Source organism: Sphaerisporangium sp. B11E5, from assembly GCF_039871875.1.
Classification (GTDB): domain Bacteria; phylum Actinomycetota; class Actinomycetes; order Streptosporangiales; family Streptosporangiaceae; genus Sphaerisporangium.
In genome coordinates this window covers 428872-447668 of the sequence record NZ_JBDPMD010000001.1, presented here as the reverse complement: position 1 = coordinate 447668, position 18797 = coordinate 428872, and the positions used below count along the sequence as shown (strand labels likewise).

The window sequence follows — 18797 nt, the reverse complement described above, 5'->3', positions numbered from 1 at the left end:
GTTTCGCCTGCGTCCCCGCGTGTAATTGGCCGAAGGAGCCCCCCATGTCACCGTGCGCCCTGCGTTCTCGCGGGCAACGCCTGATTCTCGCGGTGCTGCTGGCACTCGGATCGCTGTTCGTGATCCTGCCCCCAGCGATGGCACAGGAGCCTCCGGCGGAGCCCTCCCTCCGGGAGAAGATCGCCCCGGAGCTGCTCGAACGGCTGGACAACGCGAAGATCCGTGCCGGCGACCGCGTGGAGGCGGTCGTCATCGTGGACACCCCGGAACCACCCGCCGTGACGGCGGAGCCGGACGAGGTGCCGGAGGAACTGGAGAGGACGGCCGAGGCCACGCAGGCCCCGGTGGTCGACCTGGTCGAGTCCCACGGGGACCAGGTGCTCAACACGTTCTGGCTGAAGAACATGGTCCTGGTCCGGGTCAGCCCCGCCACCCTGGACGCGCTCGCCGCGTCCCCGCTGGTGGAGCGGGTCATCCCCAACTTCACCCTCACCGCGCCGGAGACGGAGCCGCGCCGCGCCGCGGCCGAGGGCGAGACCACGTGGGGCATCAAGAAGATCGGCGCCGACCGGGTGCGCGGCGAGCGCGGCCTCACCGGTGAGGGCGTGCGCGTCGCGGTGCTCGACACCGGCGTCGACATCACCCACCCCGACCTCGCGGGCAAGCTCGTCACCGACGACGCCGCCGACCCGTACTTCCCCGGCGGCTGGATCGAGTTCGGCCCGGACGGCGCGCCGGTGCCCACCACGCCGCACGACAGCAGCTACCACGGCACCCACGTCGCCGGCACCGTCGCCGGCGGGAACGCCTCGGGCACCCAGATCGGTGTGGCACCGGGCGTCGACCTGATGGCCGGCCTGGTCATCCCGGGCGGCAACGGCACGCTCGCCCAGGTGATCGCCGGCATGCAGTGGGCCGTCGCGCCGTACGACAGGAACGGCGAGCCGGCCGGCGAGCCCGCCGACATCGTCAGCATGTCGCTCGGCGGCGAGGGCTTCTCCGACGAGATGATCGAGCCCACCCGCAACATCCTGCGGGCCGGCGCCTTCCCGTCGTTCGCCATCGGCAACGACTGCCTGCCCGGCGGCTCCGGCAGCCCCGGCAACGTGTTCGACGCCGTGGCGGTCGGCGCCACCGACGTCAACGACGACGTGCCCGAGTTCTCCTGCGGCGGCGTGGTGCGCCGCGAGGACTGGGTGGACGCGCCGGGCGACTGGCCGGACACCTACGTCGTGCCGGACGTCTCCGCCCCCGGCGTGGACGTGTTGTCGGCCGTCCCCGGCGGCGGCTACCACGAGCTCAGCGGCACCTCGATGGCCACCCCGCACGTCTCCGGAGTGGTCGCGCTGATGCTGCAGGCCCGCCCGGACATGGAGCCCGCCGAGACGCTCGCCATCCTGGAGGGCACGTCGTTCTCCGACGACCGTTACGGCGCGCGGCCCAACCCGCGCTACGGCCTCGGGCGCGTCGACGCCTACGCCGCCGTCGCCGAGGCGGCCCTCACCAGCGGCGTCCGCGGCACCGTCACCGACGGCAAGACCCGTGCGCCCCTCGGCGGCGTGACGGTCGCCAGGGACGGCACGGGCCGCGCCGTGACCACCGACGCCAAGGGCCGCTTCGAGTTCCGCGCCCCCGCAGGCACCTACGGCCTGACGCTGAGCCGGTTCGGCTACAAGCAGGAGCCGGCCCAGGTCCGCGTCCAGGCGGACCGCTTCACCGACGTGCGGATCGCGCTCGAACAGACCCGCCGCGGCAGGATCTCCGGCCAGGTGGTGTTCGGCCCGACCGGCATCACCGTGCCGGGCGCGACGGTCACCGTGCTCGGCGTGCCCGACCGGCTGGTGGGCACGACCGACCTGAACGGCAGGTACACCGTCGCCGACGTGCCCGAGGGCGAGTACCGGATCGCCGCCGCGGCACCCGGCCTGTCCCGGTCGGAGCCCGTCGGGGTGCGGGTCCGCACCGGCACGGCGCGGGCCGACCTCGCTCTGCCGAAGCCGCCGCCCACCGAGCGGGTCTCACTGGCGATGGACCACAAGCAGGCCGACGCCGACGTGTGGTGGCCGCGCGTCAGCGCCGACGGCAACCACGTGGTGTTCGCCAGCGCGGCGTCCAACCTCGTGCCCGGTGACACCAACGACGACCTCGACGTCTTCGCGACCGACCTGCGCACCGGGGAGACCGAGCGGGTGTCGGTGGCCTCCGACGGGACGCAGAGCGACAGCTTCTCCCTGGTCCCGATGGTCAGCGCGGACGGTCGGTTCGTCGGCTTCAACAGCGGGGCCACGAACCTGGTGCCCGGCGACACCAACGACCAGAGCGACACCTTCGTGCACGACCGGCTCACCGGGAAGACCGAGCGGATCTCGGTGGCGCCCGACGGCACGCAGGCGGACGGCCTGTCCTCGCAGGCGTCGTTCAGCGCGGACGGCAGGTTCGCGGTGTTCAACAGCGACGCCACCAACCTCGTGCCGGGCGACACCAACGGCGCCACCGACGTGTTCGTGCGCGACCGGGTCAACGGCACGACCGAGCGCGTCTCGGTCGGGGCGGGCGGCGCGCAGGGCACGGCGAGCTCACGCGAGCAGGCCATCAGCGCCGACGGCCGTTACGTCGCCTTCGAGAGCGCCTCGGCGGACCTCGTGCCCGGCGACACCAACGGCGTGAACGACGTGTTCGTACGGGACCGGCAGGCCGGCACCACCGAGCGCGTCCCTGTGCCGGGCGACGCCGGGGCCGGGGGACCGGTCATCAGCGCCGACGGCCAGGTGGTGGTCTACATGGTGGGATTCCAGATCCACGCCTACGACCGCCGGACCGGCACGACGACGCCGGTGTCGGCGGCCCTCGACGGCACGCCGGCCGACAGCCTGTCCTTCGCCCCGTCCCTCAGCGACGACGGCCGCACCATCGCCTTCTACACCTACGCCGCCAACCTGGCGCCGGGTGACACCAACGGCCAGACCGACGTCTACGTGCGCGACCTGGCCGCCGGCACCATCGAGCGGGTCTCCGGCGCTCCGGGTGGCGCGGAGGGCAGCGGTTCGTCCGAGCTGCCGACCGTCAGCGGAGACGGGCGGTACGTCGCCTTCCAGAGCACGTCGGCGAACCTCGTGGACGGCGACACCAACCGCCGGTACGACGTGTTCGTGCACGACCGGCGGCCCGGCCCCGAGCCCCGGTTCGCCCCGTCGTCGCTGGAGATCAGCCCGGACACCGCCCGCCCCGGGCGACCGGTGCGCGTCACGGCGTGGGTGAAGAACGTCGGTGAGGCGGCCGGCGCGTACGACGCCGAACTGGTCGTGGGCGACCACGCGGAGCCCCGCCGCACGGTGCGGGCGGCCCCCGGCAAGGCGGTGCGCCTCATGTTCGAGGTGCGCCGGAGCGAACCCGGCACGTACACGGTGGAACTCGGCCCGCTCACCGGGACCTTCACGGTGACGCGGCACTGACACAAGGCACCACCGGCACCATCCGGGGCCGGCCGCGGACGACTCCCCGCGGCCGGCCCCGGCCCGTTTCCTCAACACGCCGGCCGGTCGCACGAAGGCGGCCGGCGGCTGCATGACCTCGGGGAATCAGACCCGGGTCACCTCGATGAGCAGGACGGACGCGGGCCGCAACGCGGGCGCGGGCAGGCCGGCCTCGGCGAGCACCACCCCGGGCAGGCGCAGGGGGGCGGCGGCCCAGCGGGGCAGGGCGGCGCCCTCGGGGAGCGGGCCGGGGACCGTCACCTCGTAGCGGGCGGCGGGGTCCAGGCCGGGCAGGCGGACCGGGTCCCCGGCGGCGGCGACCCGGGAGGTGAGCTGGACGTACGCGTACACCGCGTGGCCGGAGGCGGTGACGCCGTGCACCAGCGCCGACGGGTCGGGGTGGTCGGCGCGGACCACGCGGCCGGTGTGCAGGAGCGGGCGCAGCCGCTTGTGCAGGGCGATCCACACGGCCAGCTCGTCGCGTTCCTCCTGGGTCGCCGCGGTCAGGTCCCATTCCACGCCCATGTGGCCGAACAGCGCGGTCGCGGCGCGGAAGGCCAGCGGCAGCGCGCGGCCGGTGATGTGGTCGGCGGGGGCGCCGACGTGGCAGCCCATGCGCTCCGGCGGCACCAGCAGGCCGGTCCAGCGCTGGATCGCCTGCCGGTCGATGGCGTCGTTGCTGTCGGAGGTCCACACCCGGTCGGTGCGGGCGAGGATGCCGTAGTCGGCGCGTGCGCCGCCGGAGGAGCACGACTCGATCTCCAGCGCGGGGTGGCGGCGGCGCAGCTCGTCGATGAGGCGGTACGCGGCGAGGGTCTGCCGGTGCACGCCGGGCACGCCGTCGTGCACCGGCTCGGCGATGTCGCGGTTGTGGTCCCACTTGATGTAGTCCAGGGCGTACTCGCCCACCAGGGTGTCGAGCCTCTCCAGCAGGTACGCGTGGACCTCGGGCCTGGCCAGGTCGAGCGTGTGCTGGTTGCGCTGGAGGCCCGGCGGGCGTCCGTCGCGGCCGAGGATCCAGTCGGGGTGCGCGCGGGCCAGGTCGGAGTCGGGGTTGACCATCTCGGGCTCGAACCACAACCCGAACTCCATGCCGAGGCCGCGCACGTGGCCGGCGAGGCGGTGCAGGCCGCCGGGCCACACGGTCTCGTCCACGTACCAGTCGCCGAGCCCGGCCCGGTCGTGGCGGCGGCCGCGGAACCAGCCGTCGTCCAGCACGAACCGCTCGATCCCGGCCGCGGCGGCCTGGTCGGCGAGGCGGGTCAGGTGGCCGAGGTCGTGGTCGAAGTAGGCGGCCTCCCAGGTGTTCAGCGTGACGGGGCGCGCCGGGAGGGGGCGGGCGGCCCGCAGGTGGTCGTGCAGGCGGCCGCCGAGGTCGTCGAGGCCGGTGCCCGACCAGGCGAAGTACACCCACGGGGTGCGGTACGACTCGCCCTCGCCGAGCGTGATCTCGCCGGGCTCCAGCAGCTCGCCCGCCGCGAGCAGCGCGTGGCCCTCGGCGACGCGCTCGGCGTGGTGGGTGTGGCCGCCGCTCCACGCGGCGTGCACCCCCCACACCTCGCCGTGGCGGAACCCGAACCCGGTGGTGCCCGCGACCAGCAGTCCCGTGGCGTCGTGGCCGGTGCGGCCGCGCCTGCTCTCACGCGCCCAGGTGCCGTGGCCGAACGCGCGGCGCTGCGGCACCTTCTCCAGCGCCCAGCGCCCGGTGAGGTCGAGCAGCTCCGCCGCGCGGGCGGGCAGCGGCACGGCGCAGGTCAGGCCGTCCAGCCGGTACGGCCCGGCGTGCGTGTTGGTGACCGTGTGCCGGGCCGTGAGCACACCGTGCGGGTCCATGACGAGCTCGCTCACCAGCCGCAGCCCGGCCCGCTCGTCCGCGGCGGTCACCGTGACCCGGCCGCCGCGGCCCGGCTCGGCCTCGGCCGCGGGCTCGCCGTCCACGGTCCACCGCACCGGCCAGTGGTCGCCGGGGCGCCCGCCCGCGAGGCCCGGCCTGCCGAACCAGCCGTCTCCCTGGCCCGCGAGCAGCGGCGGCGGGGGCACCAGCGGGGTCAGTGATTCCAGTGCGGGTCCGGCGTCCGGGCCGAGGGCGGCGCCGAAGTGACGCACCACGGGCAGGCCGGGACCGGTGTGGTCGAGCACCAGGCAGGTGCCCGCGGCGGACAGGACGGTGTGGCTCATGCGGCTTTCCTCGGGGTCGGGTTCCTTCGGCGGGGGCTCCGCGCCGTACGATCTTTTCAACCGTCCGGCCGCGTCGGGTGCGGGAGGTCCGTCATGGTCAGGTACTACGAGGAGATCTCGCCCGGGTACGGCGCGCTGCCGCCCCGCGCGGCGTTCCGGTCCAGCCTGCCCGCGCTCGACCTGAACGGCGCGTGGCGGTTCCGGCTGCTGCCGTACGCGCCGGTGGACACCGGCGGGTTCGAGGCGCCCGGGTTCGACGACTCGGCGTGGGACCTCATCCCGGTGCCGTCCCACTGGCAGCTGGAGGGGCACGGGCGGCCCGTGTACCTCAACGTCGACTACCCGTTCCCGGTGGACCCGCCGTACGTGCCCGACGACAATCCCACCGGCGACTACCGCCGCGAGTTCTCCTGGGAGCACGCGGGGCCCGCGGTGCTGCGGTTCGAGGGCGCCGACTCGTGCCTGCGGGTGTGGCTCAACGGTGCCGAGCTCGGGGTGAGCATGGGCAGCCGCCTGCCGGTGGAGTTCGACGCCACCCCGCACCTGCGGGCCGGGCGCAACGTGCTCGCGGTGCGGGTGCATCAGTTCTCCGCGGGGAGCTACCTGGAGGACCAGGACACCTGGCGGCTGTCCGGCCTCTTCCGCGACGTCTCCCTGCGCCGCGTGGGCCTGCGCGAGGTGTCCGTGCGCGCTTCGTACGACGCGGCCACCGGGGGCGGGCGGCTTGAGGTGGAGACCACCGCGCCCGCGACGCTGACCGTGCCCGAGCTCGGGGTGGTGGACGGGCCGCTGTCGGTGACGTTCCCCGCCGTGGAGCCGTGGAGCGCGGAGATCCCCCGGCTGTACGACGCGTGGCTCACCGCCGGGGAGGAGACGGTCCCGCTGCGGGTGGGGTTCCGCACGGTCGCGGTGTGCGGCGGGCTGCTCACCGTCAACGGCAGGCGCGTCCTGCTGCGCGGCGTCAACCGGCACGAGTTCGACCCCGGCCTCGGGCGGGCCGTCACCGAGGAGACGATGCGGCGCGACATCGAGCTGATGAAACGGCACAACGTCAACGCCGTGCGCACCGCGCACTACCCGCCGCATCCCCGGTTCCTTGACCTGTGCGACGAGCTCGGGTTGTGGGTGGTGCTCGAGTGCGACCTGGAGACCCACGGGTTCGGGCCGCAGGGCTGGGCCGGCAACCCCAGCGACGACCCGCGGTGGCGCGACTGCTACCTCGACCGGGCGCGCCGCACGGTGGAGCGGGACAAGAACCACCCGAGCGTCGTCATCTGGTCGCTCGGCAACGAGGCCGGCGAGGGGCAGAACCTCGCCGCGATGTACGAGTGGATCCACGGCCGCGACCCGTCCCGGCCCGTCCACTACGAGGGCGACGTGTTGTGCCGGCACGTCGACGTCGGCGGGCACATGTACACCCCGCACGAGGTGGTGCGGCGCATCGGTGAGGGCGGGCTGCTGCCCGGCGAGCGCTTCAACTCCGGCGAGCCCGGGTCCGGCGACCCGGCGGACGACCCGCGCAACCGCATGCCGTACATCTTCACCGAGTACGCCCACGCCATGGGGAACGGGCCCGGCGGCCTGTCGGAGTACCAGGAGCTGTTCGACACCTACCCCCGCCTCCAGGGCGGCTTCGTGTGGGAGTGGATCGACCAGGCCCTGCGCCTGCCGTCCGGCGCGTACGGCTACGGCGGCGACTTCGGCGAGGACCACCACGACGGCAACTTCATCTGCGACGGCCTCCTGTTCCCCGACCGCACCCCCTCCCCCGGCCTGGTGGAGTACAAGAAGGTCGTCGAACCGGTCCGCATCACCCCCGAGGGTGACGCCGTGCGCATCGAGAACCGCCACGACTTCACCGACCTCTCCCACCTGACCTTCACCTGGACCACCGAACACGACGGCATCCCCACCGCCACCGGCACCCTGGACGTCCCGCCCCTGCCTCCCGGCCACTCCGCCGTGGTGAGCCCCCCCGCCGAGCTCCCGCACCGCACCGGCGAGACCTGGCTCACCGTCCGCGCCCTCCTGGCCACGGCCACCCCCTGGGCCCCCGCCGGCCCCGAGGTCGCCTGGGGCCAGGCAGACCTCACCCCACCCCCCGACTCCCTGCTCTCCGCCACGACCACACCCGCCTCCACGACCACACCCGCCTCCACAGCCGCGCCCCCCGCCTCCACGACCGCACCAGCCTCCACAGCCGCACCGGCCTCCACAGCCGCACCCGCGCCCGCCTCCATAGCCGCACCCGCCTCCACAGCCGCGCCAGCAGCCACCGTCCCCACAGCCGCACAGATCCCCGCGGTCCCCCCAGCCTTCACAGCCCCTGCGGCCCCGGCAGCCCTTCGCGCCTCCACGGCCGGGTCCACCGCCGGGCCGGCGGGCCCCTTTCCCCAGGGCGGCACGATCCGTCTCGGCCCTGGCGAGTTCGACGCCCGTACCGGGCGCCTGGCCCGTGTCGGCGCCGCCGCCCTGGAGGGCCCGTGGCTCGACCTGTGGCGGGCCCCCACGGACAACGACCTCGGCGGCGAGGACTGCGACGCCGCCGCCTGGCGCCGCAACGGCCTGCACCGCCTGCGCCACCGCACGGTCGCCGTCCACCTCGCCGGCGACGCGTTACTGGTGGAGACCCGCACCGCCGCCCCGGCCCTCACGTGCGGCTACACGACGGCCTACCGCTGGACCACCCACGCGGGCCACCTCACCGTGGAGGTCACCGCCACACCGTACGGCACCTGGTCCCCCGGCCCTCTGGCCCGCATGGGCCTGCGCTGGCGCCTCCCACCGCACGTCACCACCGCCACATGGTTCGGCGCCGGCCCCGGCGAGGCCTACCCTGACACCCGCCGCGCCGCCCGCATCGGCCTGTTCCGCTCCACCGTCACCGACCTGCAGACCCCGTACGTCCGCCCCCAGGAGAACGGCAACCGCACCGCCGTCCGCCACGTCGACCTCACCGACCCCCGCGGCCACGGCGTCCGCGTCACCGGCGACGGCGCCCTGTTCGACTTCTCCGCCCGCCCCTGGACCGGCCAGGAACTCGCCGCCGCCACCCACACCCCCGACCTCGTCCCCGGCCCCCACATCCACCTGCACACCGACAGGGCCCTGCACGGCATTGGCTCCCGTTCCTGCGGCCCCGGCGTCCTGCCCCGCTACCGCCTGGAGGTCGCCCCCGCGACCTTCTCCTTCACCGTCCGAGAGCTGTGACCGCCCCATGACGGTGACCATCGTCTACGAGACCCACTCCATCACCACCGACAACGAGACGGGCATCGCCACCGGGCACCTCCCCGGCGAGCTCTCCCCCCGCGGCCGGGAACTCGCCGCCGAGCTGGGCGCCCGCCGCCGCGACGACCCCCTCGCCGCCGTCTACACCTCAGACCTCCGCCGGGCCGTCCAGACCGCGGAAACCGCCTTCGCCGGCCACCCGGTGCCGATCCACCGGGACCCCCGCCTGCGCGAATGCGACTACGGCCACCTCAACGGCACCCCGGTGAAATCCCTGGCCCCGCACCGCGCCGCCCACATCGCCACCCCGTGGCCCGGCGGCGAGAGCTACCACGACGTCGTGGACCGCACCGTGTCCTTCCTCCGCGACCTGACGACCCGCCACCGACCCGGCACCCGCGTCCTGCTGATCGCCCACTCCGCCAACCGCTGGGCCCTCGACCATCTCCTCACCGGCACCCCCCTGGCCCATCTGGTCGACGCCCCCTTCAACTGGCGCGAAGGCTGGACCTACCGGCTCCCACCCCACTGGGAACAGGACACCCCCATCAGAGCCGGACGGCTCACCCTGCACCCCCTGAAGGTCACCGACGCGGACGAGATGGCCGAGGTCCTGTCCTCCCCCACCCTCTACACCTTCACCGGCGGCACCCCGCCCACCGCCGACTCCCTCCGCACCCGCTACGAGATCCAGACCAGAGGCCACTCCCCCGACCACACCGAGGAATGGCGCAACTGGACCCTCCGCCTCCACAGTGACGCCAGAGCCATAGGCACCGTCCAGGCCACCATCCCCACCGGCTCCTCCTCCGCCGAGATGGCCTGGATCATCGGCGCCCCCTGGCAGAAACAGGGCTACGCCAAGGAAGCCACCACCGCCCTGACCCACTGGCTCCACACCCGAGGCATCACCACCGTCCAGGCCCACATCCACCCCGCCCACCACGCCTCGATGGCGATAGCCACCCACCTGGGCCTGACCCCCACCCCCCGTTTCGACCACGGCGAACGCCTCTGGCACGGCCCCACCCCGACGCCTCCGGCCACCCGGCCGACGAGGTGGTAAAGATCAGCGGCCTCGGCGTCGGCGGGCTCGTGCGAAGAGGTCACTCATCACTGCAGATTCCTTGTTGTCTGGCGCGTCGCTGAGGCTTTTCACGGCGTCGGCTCCAGATTGGTGTTGGGGTTTGCGTCCCGTGATCGGAATGGAGAATTGTGGAGCGCGCATCCGGCTTCCGCCGGGTCACAGCCATCGCTAATGCGTTCACCACCAGATCTGTGTTCTGCCGTGAGTCGATGGACCAGCCGATGATGCGTCGTGAATAGGCGTCCATGACGGCAGCGCAATACATCTTTCCCTTCACCGGTGGGATGCTCGGTGATGTCGGTCAGCCACAGCCGATCGGGCGCCTGCACGTGCAAGCGCCGCTGCACCAGGTCCTCCTCGGTGGCCTGGTTGACGCGGTTGCGGCGACCCTTGCGCCGGTAGGCGCCCTGCAGGCCGACCGCGCGCATGAGCCGTTCGACGCGCTTGCGGTTGACCTCCTCGCCCGCTCCCAGCCGCAGCTCGGCATGCACCCGCGGCTAGCCGTAACTGCCGCGCGAGTCGGCGTGGATCCGGCGGATCAGCTTTGTGAGTTCTTTGTTCCGGAGTTCACGCGGCGGCTCGGGGCGGCCGAGCCAATCGTAATATCCCGATGTCGACACCTGGAGTACTCGACAGGCCACCGCGACCGGAACGTGGTCGTCGGCGAGTTCGCGGACCAGCGAGTAGATTACTTTGGGAGGACATTTTCCCGGGTGAAGTACGCCGCCGCCCGCTCGAGGATGTCGTTTTCCATCTCCAGCTGCTTATTGCGGCGGCGTAGCTCGGCAAGTTCCTTCTTCTCCGCGCTGGTCGCGGCTTGGCTGACGAGCCGTTCGGTCCGGGCGGATTGCCAGGCGGTGTGAAGGCTCCGCTTCTGCATGGACTAACGTAGCTCGGCCAATTGGCACGATTGATCAGTCGACACGTGTCACGCATTTCCCGCCTCCCTGTCCTCCCGACCCGCTACATTCGGCGATCGATTCAGTGGAGTTCACTTTAGACCTTGTGCGGCATTGATGATCGCCCCGCCATCGACAAACGGCATTGGGCACCCGTGGTGTGGAGGACGGCGTGGACCGGTCGGAGGCGGTCTGAGGTGGGCTGGCGGTCACGAGCGACGGGGATGCCGCGACTGGGGTGGCCGGCGCGGCGGACCTCATGGGCGTCGGAACGGCATCATGCCGGCCAGTCCGGGTGTCCTCGGGCTGGGCAGAGGGGGCCAACGGCACGATCACCAAAACCACAGTTGCCACGGCCGCTACTGCCCAGGTCTGGATTTTCCTCGAACGGGCCCGTTTGTGCGGATGGTATTCCGGTGGTGCATTGGTGATCGTGACATCCCCGCCAGCCCGGATTTGGATTACGTCCCGTGTCGCTTGGGTGTCGGACACCCGCTGGCCCTCGCCCGTACGGTTCTCTGCCGCGTCATGCTTGCCACGTGCCGTGGGGCCGCTCATCATTTCCTCCAGTCGACGTCCACATCACCGGCGACCTGGCTGATCTGGGCGCTCGATCCGCCAATCTGTGCGTTGGTCACCGACTGAGGGCCAGGCGAGGTGGCACGTGGGATGGCCACTGTCGGCGGCTGCGGCGAGCCGGTTACAGGTTGCGGCGGCAGTGCACGGCCAATGCGTACGTTCCCGCCCACGCCCCGCACTTGGACAGCGTCGCCCCCGATAGCGGACGCGTGTACCTGCTGCCCAGCAGCAGGCTCGGTTTCTTCCCGTGACGGATCGGCGGGCGAAGACCGGTGGGCCCGGACCGACAGCGACAGACCGAGAGCGGCAAGGCTGCCCAGCGCTCCAATCACACGGGCGTACTTGTCTGCGACATCAAGACCGGCCACCAGGAGGAGCAGCCCCAGCGCCATGATCACAGTACCGGTCACGAGCCAGATCATCCAGTGAACTCGTGTCTGTGGTCGAGCCATGGAAGCCTCTCGATATGACGGGAATGTGTTGCCTTCGACCGTACGGTCTCCCACTAGCGCTTCAAATGGAAATAAGAAAGTTTGGCGCGGTCGGATGTGTGGTCGTGACTGTGAGTAGGAATTCTATGTCACGTCTCCTGTTTGCGGTCGAACGGACTTCCGCGTCACAGCCAACGGGCTGCGGGTCAAGGGAAACCTCACGAAGCAACCACTCGACGTTCGTAATCGCGGTGAACAGCCCGTCGACGACGGCGCGTGCCAGCGCCACGCGCCGGTCCTGCGCGGCGGAGGTTCAACGCCAAGGATGACTCTCTTGCTTGGTGCGGGCTCGCACCAGCATGCCCTTTACACCCGACAAGAACTGCCTACAACGCTGATCAGACTCTTGTCGGCGATAGTTTCACCTCGGCACAAAGTCAGCATGTGGTCAGCACAGCAGCCAGCAACACATCGCCCTGGATCACCTGGGGCTCGGTCCGGAAGGGCTGCCATGCGGCCCGGAGGCCGCGCAACTGCGCGGTGACCCGCGCCGACAACACCGATACGAGATCGTCTCGCAGGCTGAGCACAGTCTGCGCGGACTCCTGGACGCGGCCGTTGCGGACCTGGGCGCAGGCCAGGCGGGCGCCGATCAGCGCGCGGGCGCGGCGCTCGGTGGCGCGGCGGGAGCCGAGTGATGCGGCGAAGTGCTCCTCGGCGGTCGGCAGGTCGCCGAGCCAGGTCATGATGAGCCCGGTCTCGTGCTGCAACGACTCGCGCCGGTAGTTCCCCGTCCACTGCGACCGCGGAAGCGAGTCGGCGCGCTCCAGGTCCTGCTCGGCGGCCCGTAGAAGGTCGAGAGCTTGGCGGCGGTTGCCCAGGGCGGCGTGGGCTTGGGCGCGCACACCGGTGATCCAGGCCCGGGTCTGCGGCGGGCAGTTGCGGCCGAGTCCGTTCGCTGCGGCGTCGGCCAGGGCCAGGCCCTGGGTCGCGTGGCCGAGCTCGGTGGCTTGGGCCGCCATCGACCGTAGCGCGGTGGAGCGGATGAGCGGGTTGCCGGCTTCGTCGCCGAGTCGGACGGCTTGGATGTAGTAGCGCTGGCTCAGTCCGGCCGCGCCGGCGTCGGCGGCCATCCACCCGGCCAGGTAGGCCAGTTCCGCGGCCGCGGTGAACAGCGCCGGACGTGTCTTGCCCGTGGTGCCGCGCAGCAGCGGGGTGACGTCCCTGGTCAGGTAGGCCGCGACCGTGGCGCGGGCGTGGCCGCCGCCGTACAGGTCGTCGGCGTCGGCCAGGCGGCGCGTCATCTCCCGGATCCGGTCGACGTCGCCGGGGCCGCCGCGGTGAGCGGTGCCTGGCCGGGGTTTCACTCTGGCGGTGGGAGAGGGCACGGTGAGCACGGCCAGCGAGTACAGGCTGGTGGTGAGCGCGGTGCGGCGGTTCATGTCGTCCTCTCCGAGGGCGGATAGCCGGGCGACCGGATCGCCTTCCCATGGATCGTCTCCAACTGCGGCGTCCCCGGGAACCGGTGGCCAGCCGAGATCCTGCGGTGTGAGGCCGGGCCGGGCCAGTCGCCGCCGGAACGCCTCCACCGCCGCGCATGCACCCTCACGCCGGGGAACGCTGCCGGTCAGCCAGTGCCCCACCGTGGAGGCGTCGTAAGACAACTGGATGTGGTTCTCAGCGGCGGTCCGGCGGATGGCGCCGGCGACTTCCTCATGGGTCCAGCCGGCCGCCGCTATCGCAGCGGCCAGAGCCTGGTTCGCGATCGGACGGACACGTCTGGGGGCCACTGGCGGTGCCATTCACATCGATTCACATCGCGACACCCTCGACCATGAGCCTGCGGTGGCGCACTGTCAACTCGTACTCACCCAATGCGTGCCCAGCTTCCTCGACGGAGGAGGAACGATGCACAGTGAGAACGATCGGCACACTCCCGGGTTCCTGGTCACGCTGGACGGGCCCAGCGGTGCGGGGAAGACCACCTGCAGCCGGTTGCTGTGCGATCTGCTGACCGGCCGCGGCCTGCCGGCGGTGTGCACCGCACAGCCGTCGGACTCCCCGATCGGCTCCTTGGCCCGATCAAGCACCCACCGGTTCCACGGGCTGGCGTTGACGTGCCTGGTCGCCGCCGACCGGTACCACCACATCTCCACGGTCATCGAGCCGCATCTGCGGGCCGGTCACATCGTGGTGTGCGATCGATTCGTTCCGACCGCGCATGTGCTGGACCGGATCGACGGGGCCGACGAGGAGTTCATCAGCGGGCTGTACCGGCACGCCCGGCAGGCCGACCTGACGATCTTCCTGATGGACGAACCGGTGCGTTGCCTGGCCCGTGCCCGGCAACGCGGCCAGTACAGCCGTTTCCACCACGACCACCTCGCGGCCGCGCAGCGCGAGCACGAGTTGTTCCTCCAGGTCGCCCAGCGCATGGACACGCAGGGAGCCGTGACAGTGATCCACCACGTGGAACAAGCCGACGCCCCCGCTGTCGCAGCGGTCCTGGCCGGGCACATCACCGCGGCGCTCGCCACCCGGGCCCGCCGACTGCTTCCCCCGCCGGAGGTAACGGCATGAAGGTCGCACTGCTCTACCCCGAGGTCTACGACATGGCCCGCTTCAAGCAGCAGCGCAAGGAGTTCCCGCCGTTCGGCGTGCTCTACCTGGCGGCGGTCGCCGAGCACGCCGGACACCACGTCGAGATCAGGCGCGTGGCACCCGGGCACACCAGCCTGGACCTCACCGGGTTCGACGCGGTCGGGTTCAGCCTGGCCTCCTCGGCCACCTACGGCCTGATGGTCCAGGCCCGCCGCGCATCGGCGATCGATCCTGGTGCCCTGGTCATGGCCGGCGGCGTCCACGCCAACTTCTACCCCGCCGAAACCCTGCGCGACCTGAACGCGCACGTCGTCGCGGACGGCGAAGCCGAACAGGTGTTGCTGGAACTGCTCGAGCACGCCGGCGACCGGGACTTCAGCGGCGTCGCCGGGATGCTGTTCGAACGCGACGGGCAGATCATCCGCACCGCGGGCAGGCCGCTGATGCGCGACATCGACTCTCTGCCGCTCCCAGCACGCCATCTGCTTCCGCGTGACGACATCGTGCTGCCCGACCGGCTCGCCGGCACCGGCACCCAGATGGCGCACGTCATGTTCAGCCGTGGCTGCCCGTTCCCGTGTACGTTCTGCGCGGTCGCCCAGCGGCGCATGCAATACCGTGGCGGCGCGAGCGCCCGCCACGAACTCACCCACCTCATCGACACCTACGGCATCGAGGGCTTCGCCATCGTCGACGACAACTTCATCGTCAACAAGGCCAAGGTCACCGACATCTGCCACCACATCACCGACCTCGGCCTGCGCTGGTCGGCCCTGTCCCGGGTCGACACCGTCGACGCGGCGCTGCTGGAGACCATGGCCGCCGCCGGATGCATCGAGATCAAATACGGTGTCGAGTCCGGCAGCGAACGCCTGCTCAAAGCCATGCGTAAGAACACCACGCAGGCCAAGATCCGTGCGGCCGTCGAGGCCACCGCCAAGGCAGGCATCTCCCCCAAAGCGTTCATCATCCACGGCTACCCGGGGGAGAACACCGAGACGACCCGCGAGACCATCACCCTGCTGCGCGAGCTTCAGCCCATGCTCGGCCGGGTGTCGCTGTTCAGGTTCGTGCCGCTACCCGGCACGCAGGTGTACCACCAGGCGGCCGAGCTCGGCATCCACGGCACCCACCACCAGCCCGGCTGGGACGGCGACTGGGAGAAGTTCCACATCCACCACAACGAGCGGCACTGGTGGGGCAGCGCAACCGACTGGGAACAGACCCAGGCGTCCTACGCCGAACTGCGCGCCTTCGTCGAAGACACCTGGGGGCCTCAAGGGTGAATCCTCGTATCACCACCCTCAGCAGTCCCTGGCGCTGCTACGGTGCCCCGCATGGCCGAGCGTTCCGCACCCGCCACCGTGGGCTCGTACACCCTCGACGCGCAGGAAGCGGACAGGCTGTGGAACTGGGTGCTGACCCGGCAAGGCCTGGCAGCCCATACCCGAGGCGAGAGCGTCGAGCAGATCGCTGAAGCGGCATTGGGGCTGCATGCCGCGCGGCTGCCGTCGCCGTTCGCCACCGTGGCCGCCCGCGCCAAGGACCCTGCGATCGCGCTCAGCCTGTTCACCCCGGCGACCCGAAGCCGCGTGGTCACCCTGCGGTGCATGCGTAAAACCCTGCACACGCTGCCGCTCGGCCTGGCGGCCGCAGCCCACGCCGCCACCCTGCGGTTTCGGGAACGAGACGCGCTGCGCATCCTGGTCAACGCCGGTCACACCGAACACAGCACCGCGCCCGCCACGAAAGCACTCATCGAGCTGCTCGGCGAGAACGGTCCCCTGCACCACCGGGACATCGAGACCCGGCTCGCCACCGCGGCCATCCCGGTGCCCCTTACCCGCCTGGCCCTCAAGCTGGCCTGGGAACGCGGCACCCTGACCTACCTCAACGGCGCCGCCGGGTGGAACCGTGAGGTGCGGACCTTCGCTCTTACCGCACGCACCTATCCGGCGCTGCAGACCGACCTGCCAGCACCGGTGGCGGTCGAGCGGCTCATCAGCGCTTACCTCGACCGCTACGGCCCTGTGAGCATCCGCGACGCCACCTGGTGGTCGGGCCTGTCCCGCACGGCCGTGCTGAACGGCATCGAGCGCTGCGGCGTCAAGCTCATCGAGCTTCGCAGCCCCTGGAGCGACAACCCGCTCTACATGCCCGAAGAGCGATTTAACAAGTTCATCGACTCATCTGAACTGGACCACACGACAGGTATCCACCTGCTGGGACACGAAGACGTCGCACTCAAGGCTTACTTCGAGACCCGGGCCCGCTACCTGCGTGACCTGTCCGCCTCAACGGCGTTCAACCAGATCGGCGAAGTGCTGCCCACGATCATCCACAACGGCCACGTCATCGGCACATGGGCCTGGCACCAGCCCACCGGCGAAATCCGTGCCCGGCTGGTCCCCCGCGCGACAACCCCCGATCAGCGCAAGCACATCCACGCGGCCGCTTCCAAGCACACCCAGGTGCTGCACGCCGGCCGTACGGCAGGCCCGAGCCCCGGCCCAGCTCAGATGGTGCTCCCACCTGCTGCGGATGCGCTGTTCGGCTGAGCGGCGATCTCACCCGGTGCTACCGTAACGTCTCTCGCAGCCATCCCAGAGGGAACGCCATGCACCCACTGCCCAGCACACCACTGACCTTGGGCGAGATCCAAAGCTACGTCGCCGACATGGAAAAGGCCCGCGGGTTCACCGACAGCACCATCCTGGAACAGACGCTGAAACTCGCCGAAGAAACCGGCGAGGTGTGCAAGGCCGTACGCAAACACATAGCCCTGTCGATAGACCCCAGCAGCACCACCGGAACCCTCGGCGACGAACTCGCCGACGTCCTGATTTACCTCGCTGCGATCGCCAACCGCGCCGGCATCGACCTGGCCGACGCCCTACGCGAGAAAGAAAAGATCAACGAGACGCGCGTCTGGACATGACGCCCATTAGTCTCCGTATGGCGCAGCGGAAATTCTTCGTTTGGGGAGCGCGGGCGGCGGGGGCGGTCATAGCCCTGATTGCCTGTGCCTGGCTGTTGTGGGTATCGCTAGGGCCAGGGGCTCGGTGGACGCTGGAGCACATAGATGGCGTGACCGGTCTGCAGGGCAAGGAACTGGCCGAAGCGCTGGACGCGGTACGCAACCGTGCTTTGTCCATCGGAACCGGGTTGCTGGCCGCCGCAGCGATCTACTACACCGCCGCCAACGCCGCGTCCGCCCGACGCAGCGCTCAGGCTGCACAAGACGGCGTGACAGCCGCCCAGCAAGGCCAGCAACGAACACACCAGCTCACTGAACGCGGCCAGCTCACCGACCGATTCACCGCTGCGGTCGCCCAGCTCGGTGATCCCTCGCCAGCCGTCAAACTCGGCGGAGTCCACGCCCTGGCTGGCTTGGCTGACGACGCCCCCACCCGTCAGCTCCGCCAAACCTGCATCGATGTGCTGTGCGCCTATCTGCGCATGCCCTACACCCCGCAGCCTCTAGAAAACGCTCCAGAAGCCGAGCGGCTGGCTTTCGCCGGCTTGCGTGAGGTCCGCCACACCATCATCCGCCTCATCGGCGCCCACCTACGCGACGCTGCCATCGTGTCCTGGCAGGGTTACGATTTCGATCTCACCGGCGTAGTCTTCGACGGCGGCGACTTCACCGGTGCGAACTTCTCCGGCGGCACGGTCTACTTCACCGACGCCAAGTTCTCCGGCGGCACGGTCAACTTCATCCGCGCAGAGTTCTCCGGCGGCACGGTCAACTTCATCCGCGCAGAGTTCTCCAACAGCAGGGTCGACTTCTGTGGCGCCGAATTTTCCGGCGCCACGGTCAACTTCCACTCGGCGGAGTTCACCACCGGCGGGGGGTTCCTCGATGGGGTCGACTTCCGCGACACGCGGTTCTCCGGCGGCACGGTCAACTTCAAGTACGTGAGGCTGACCGGCGGAAAGATCTACTTCAATGGCGCGGAGTTCTCCGGCGGCACGGTGAGCTTCGACAACGCTCAGTTCTCCGACGGCTGGATCATCTTCAAGGCCGGGGAGTTTTCCGCTGGCACGGTGAGCTTCGACGCTGTGGAGTTCTCCGGCGGCACGGTGAACTTCGACAAGGCGGAGTTCACCGGCGGTACGGTCGACCTCCGCAGTGCAAAGTGGTTAGGCAAGGCCGGTGCCGGCCGCAGACAGGTAGAGCTGCCGCATCCGGTACCCGCGGATCTGTTGTTCCCGGAATGGGTGATGATGAGCGGCAGGCCGGGGCCGCGCCGCCAGAGTGGTCCAGGCCGTCCTGGCGGCTAGTTGTACTCGGTCACCAGGTTGGTGACGGGCCGAG

At 70.9% G+C, this 18797-nt stretch carries 13 protein-coding genes; 8 read left to right on the top strand and 5 right to left on the bottom strand.

Features of this window, described 5'->3' with window-relative positions:
- The first annotated feature begins 44 nt into the window (after positions 1-44).
- On the top strand, positions 45-3452 hold the full coding sequence (locus ABGB17_RS01715; RefSeq protein WP_347625885.1) for a S8 family serine peptidase: 3408 nt from the start codon (positions 45-47) through the stop codon (positions 3450-3452).
- Positions 3453-3578: 126 nt separating this feature from the next.
- Here the strand turns inward: ABGB17_RS01715 and ABGB17_RS01710 are convergent, their stop codons facing one another.
- Positions 3579-5651: an alpha-galactosidase gene (locus ABGB17_RS01710; protein WP_347625884.1), complete on the bottom strand. Its 2073-nt coding sequence runs from the start codon at positions 5649-5651 to the stop codon at positions 3579-3581.
- A 93-nt stretch (positions 5652-5744) separates the two neighbouring features.
- Between ABGB17_RS01710 and ABGB17_RS01705 the strand changes: the two genes are divergently transcribed.
- Positions 5745-8861 carry a glycoside hydrolase family 2 TIM barrel-domain containing protein gene (locus tag ABGB17_RS01705; protein ID WP_347625883.1) on the top strand — a complete coding sequence of 1039 codons (3117 nt, stop codon included), beginning with the start codon at positions 5745-5747 and terminating at the stop codon, positions 8859-8861.
- 7 nt (positions 8862-8868) lie between these two features.
- Positions 8869-9948 (top strand): GNAT family N-acetyltransferase, encoded by a 1080-nt coding sequence (locus tag ABGB17_RS01700; protein WP_347625882.1) that lies wholly within the window; start codon positions 8869-8871, stop codon positions 9946-9948.
- Positions 9949-10037: 89 nt separating this feature from the next.
- Here the strand turns inward: ABGB17_RS01700 and ABGB17_RS01695 are convergent, their stop codons facing one another.
- The 4 genes from ABGB17_RS01695 to ABGB17_RS01680 all read right to left on the bottom strand — a co-directional run bounded on the left by ABGB17_RS01695 (position 10038) and on the right by ABGB17_RS01680 (position 13320).
- The gene (locus tag ABGB17_RS01695; protein ID WP_347625881.1) at positions 10038-10460 is read right to left on the bottom strand and encodes an IS3 family transposase; all 423 of its coding nucleotides are present in this window, start codon (positions 10458-10460) and stop codon (positions 10038-10040) included.
- Positions 10461-10657: 197 nt separating this feature from the next.
- On the bottom strand, positions 10658-10849 hold the full coding sequence (locus ABGB17_RS01690; protein ID WP_347625880.1) for a hypothetical protein: 192 nt from the start codon (positions 10847-10849) through the stop codon (positions 10658-10660).
- Positions 10850-11425: 576 nt separating this feature from the next.
- Entirely contained in the window at positions 11426-11869 is a 444-nt protein-coding gene (locus ABGB17_RS01685; protein ID WP_347625879.1) for a hypothetical protein, read from the bottom strand.
- Between the two features lie 446 nt (positions 11870-12315).
- On the bottom strand, positions 12316-13320 hold the full coding sequence (locus ABGB17_RS01680) for a hypothetical protein (RefSeq protein WP_347625878.1): 1005 nt from the start codon (positions 13318-13320) through the stop codon (positions 12316-12318).
- A 466-nt stretch (positions 13321-13786) separates the two neighbouring features.
- On the opposite strand from ABGB17_RS01680, the gene tmk reads away from it, so the two are divergent.
- The 5 genes from tmk (at position 13787) to ABGB17_RS01655 (ending at position 18763) form a co-directional block, all read left to right on the top strand.
- On the top strand, positions 13787-14458 hold the full coding sequence (gene tmk / locus ABGB17_RS01675; RefSeq protein WP_347625877.1) for a dTMP kinase: 672 nt from the start codon (positions 13787-13789) through the stop codon (positions 14456-14458).
- Positions 14455-15765, top strand: coding sequence for a radical SAM protein (locus tag ABGB17_RS01670; protein WP_347625876.1), 1311 nt, complete (start codon positions 14455-14457; stop codon positions 15763-15765). The genes tmk and ABGB17_RS01670 overlap by 4 nt, the downstream gene beginning before the upstream one ends.
- A 51-nt stretch (positions 15766-15816) precedes the next feature.
- Entirely contained in the window at positions 15817-17037 is a 1221-nt protein-coding gene (locus ABGB17_RS01665) for a crosslink repair DNA glycosylase YcaQ family protein (protein ID WP_347625875.1), read from the top strand.
- Between the two features lie 59 nt (positions 17038-17096).
- Positions 17097-17417, top strand: coding sequence for a MazG nucleotide pyrophosphohydrolase domain-containing protein (locus tag ABGB17_RS01660; RefSeq protein ID WP_347625874.1), 321 nt, complete (start codon positions 17097-17099; stop codon positions 17415-17417).
- 149 nt (positions 17418-17566) lie between these two features.
- Entirely contained in the window at positions 17567-18763 is a 1197-nt protein-coding gene (locus tag ABGB17_RS01655) for a pentapeptide repeat-containing protein (RefSeq protein WP_347625873.1), read from the top strand.
- The last annotated feature ends 34 nt before the right edge of the window (positions 18764-18797 follow it).

Excerpts from the sequence above, each read along its gene's own strand:
- ABGB17_RS01715 (WP_347625885.1), top strand. The coding sequence starts at position 45 with ATGTCACCGTGCGCCCTGCGTTCTCGCGGGCAACGCCTGATTCTCGCG.
- ABGB17_RS01710 (WP_347625884.1), bottom strand. The coding sequence starts at position 5,651 with ATGAGCCACACCGTCCTGTCCGCCGCGGGCACCTGCCTGGTGCTCGAC.
- ABGB17_RS01705 (WP_347625883.1), top strand. The coding sequence starts at position 5,745 with ATGGTCAGGTACTACGAGGAGATCTCGCCCGGGTACGGCGCGCTGCCG.
- ABGB17_RS01700 (WP_347625882.1), top strand. The coding sequence starts at position 8,869 with ATGACGGTGACCATCGTCTACGAGACCCACTCCATCACCACCGACAAC.
- ABGB17_RS01690 (WP_347625880.1), bottom strand. The coding sequence starts at position 10,849 with ATGCAGAAGCGGAGCCTTCACACCGCCTGGCAATCCGCCCGGACCGAA.
- ABGB17_RS01685 (WP_347625879.1), bottom strand. The coding sequence starts at position 11,869 with ATGATCTGGCTCGTGACCGGTACTGTGATCATGGCGCTGGGGCTGCTC.
- ABGB17_RS01680 (WP_347625878.1), bottom strand. The coding sequence starts at position 13,320 with ATGAACCGCCGCACCGCGCTCACCACCAGCCTGTACTCGCTGGCCGTG.
- tmk (WP_347625877.1), top strand. The coding sequence starts at position 13,787 with ATGCACAGTGAGAACGATCGGCACACTCCCGGGTTCCTGGTCACGCTG.
- ABGB17_RS01670 (WP_347625876.1), top strand. The coding sequence starts at position 14,455 with ATGAAGGTCGCACTGCTCTACCCCGAGGTCTACGACATGGCCCGCTTC.
- ABGB17_RS01665 (WP_347625875.1), top strand. The coding sequence starts at position 15,817 with ATGGCCGAGCGTTCCGCACCCGCCACCGTGGGCTCGTACACCCTCGAC.
- ABGB17_RS01660 (WP_347625874.1), top strand. The coding sequence starts at position 17,097 with ATGCACCCACTGCCCAGCACACCACTGACCTTGGGCGAGATCCAAAGC.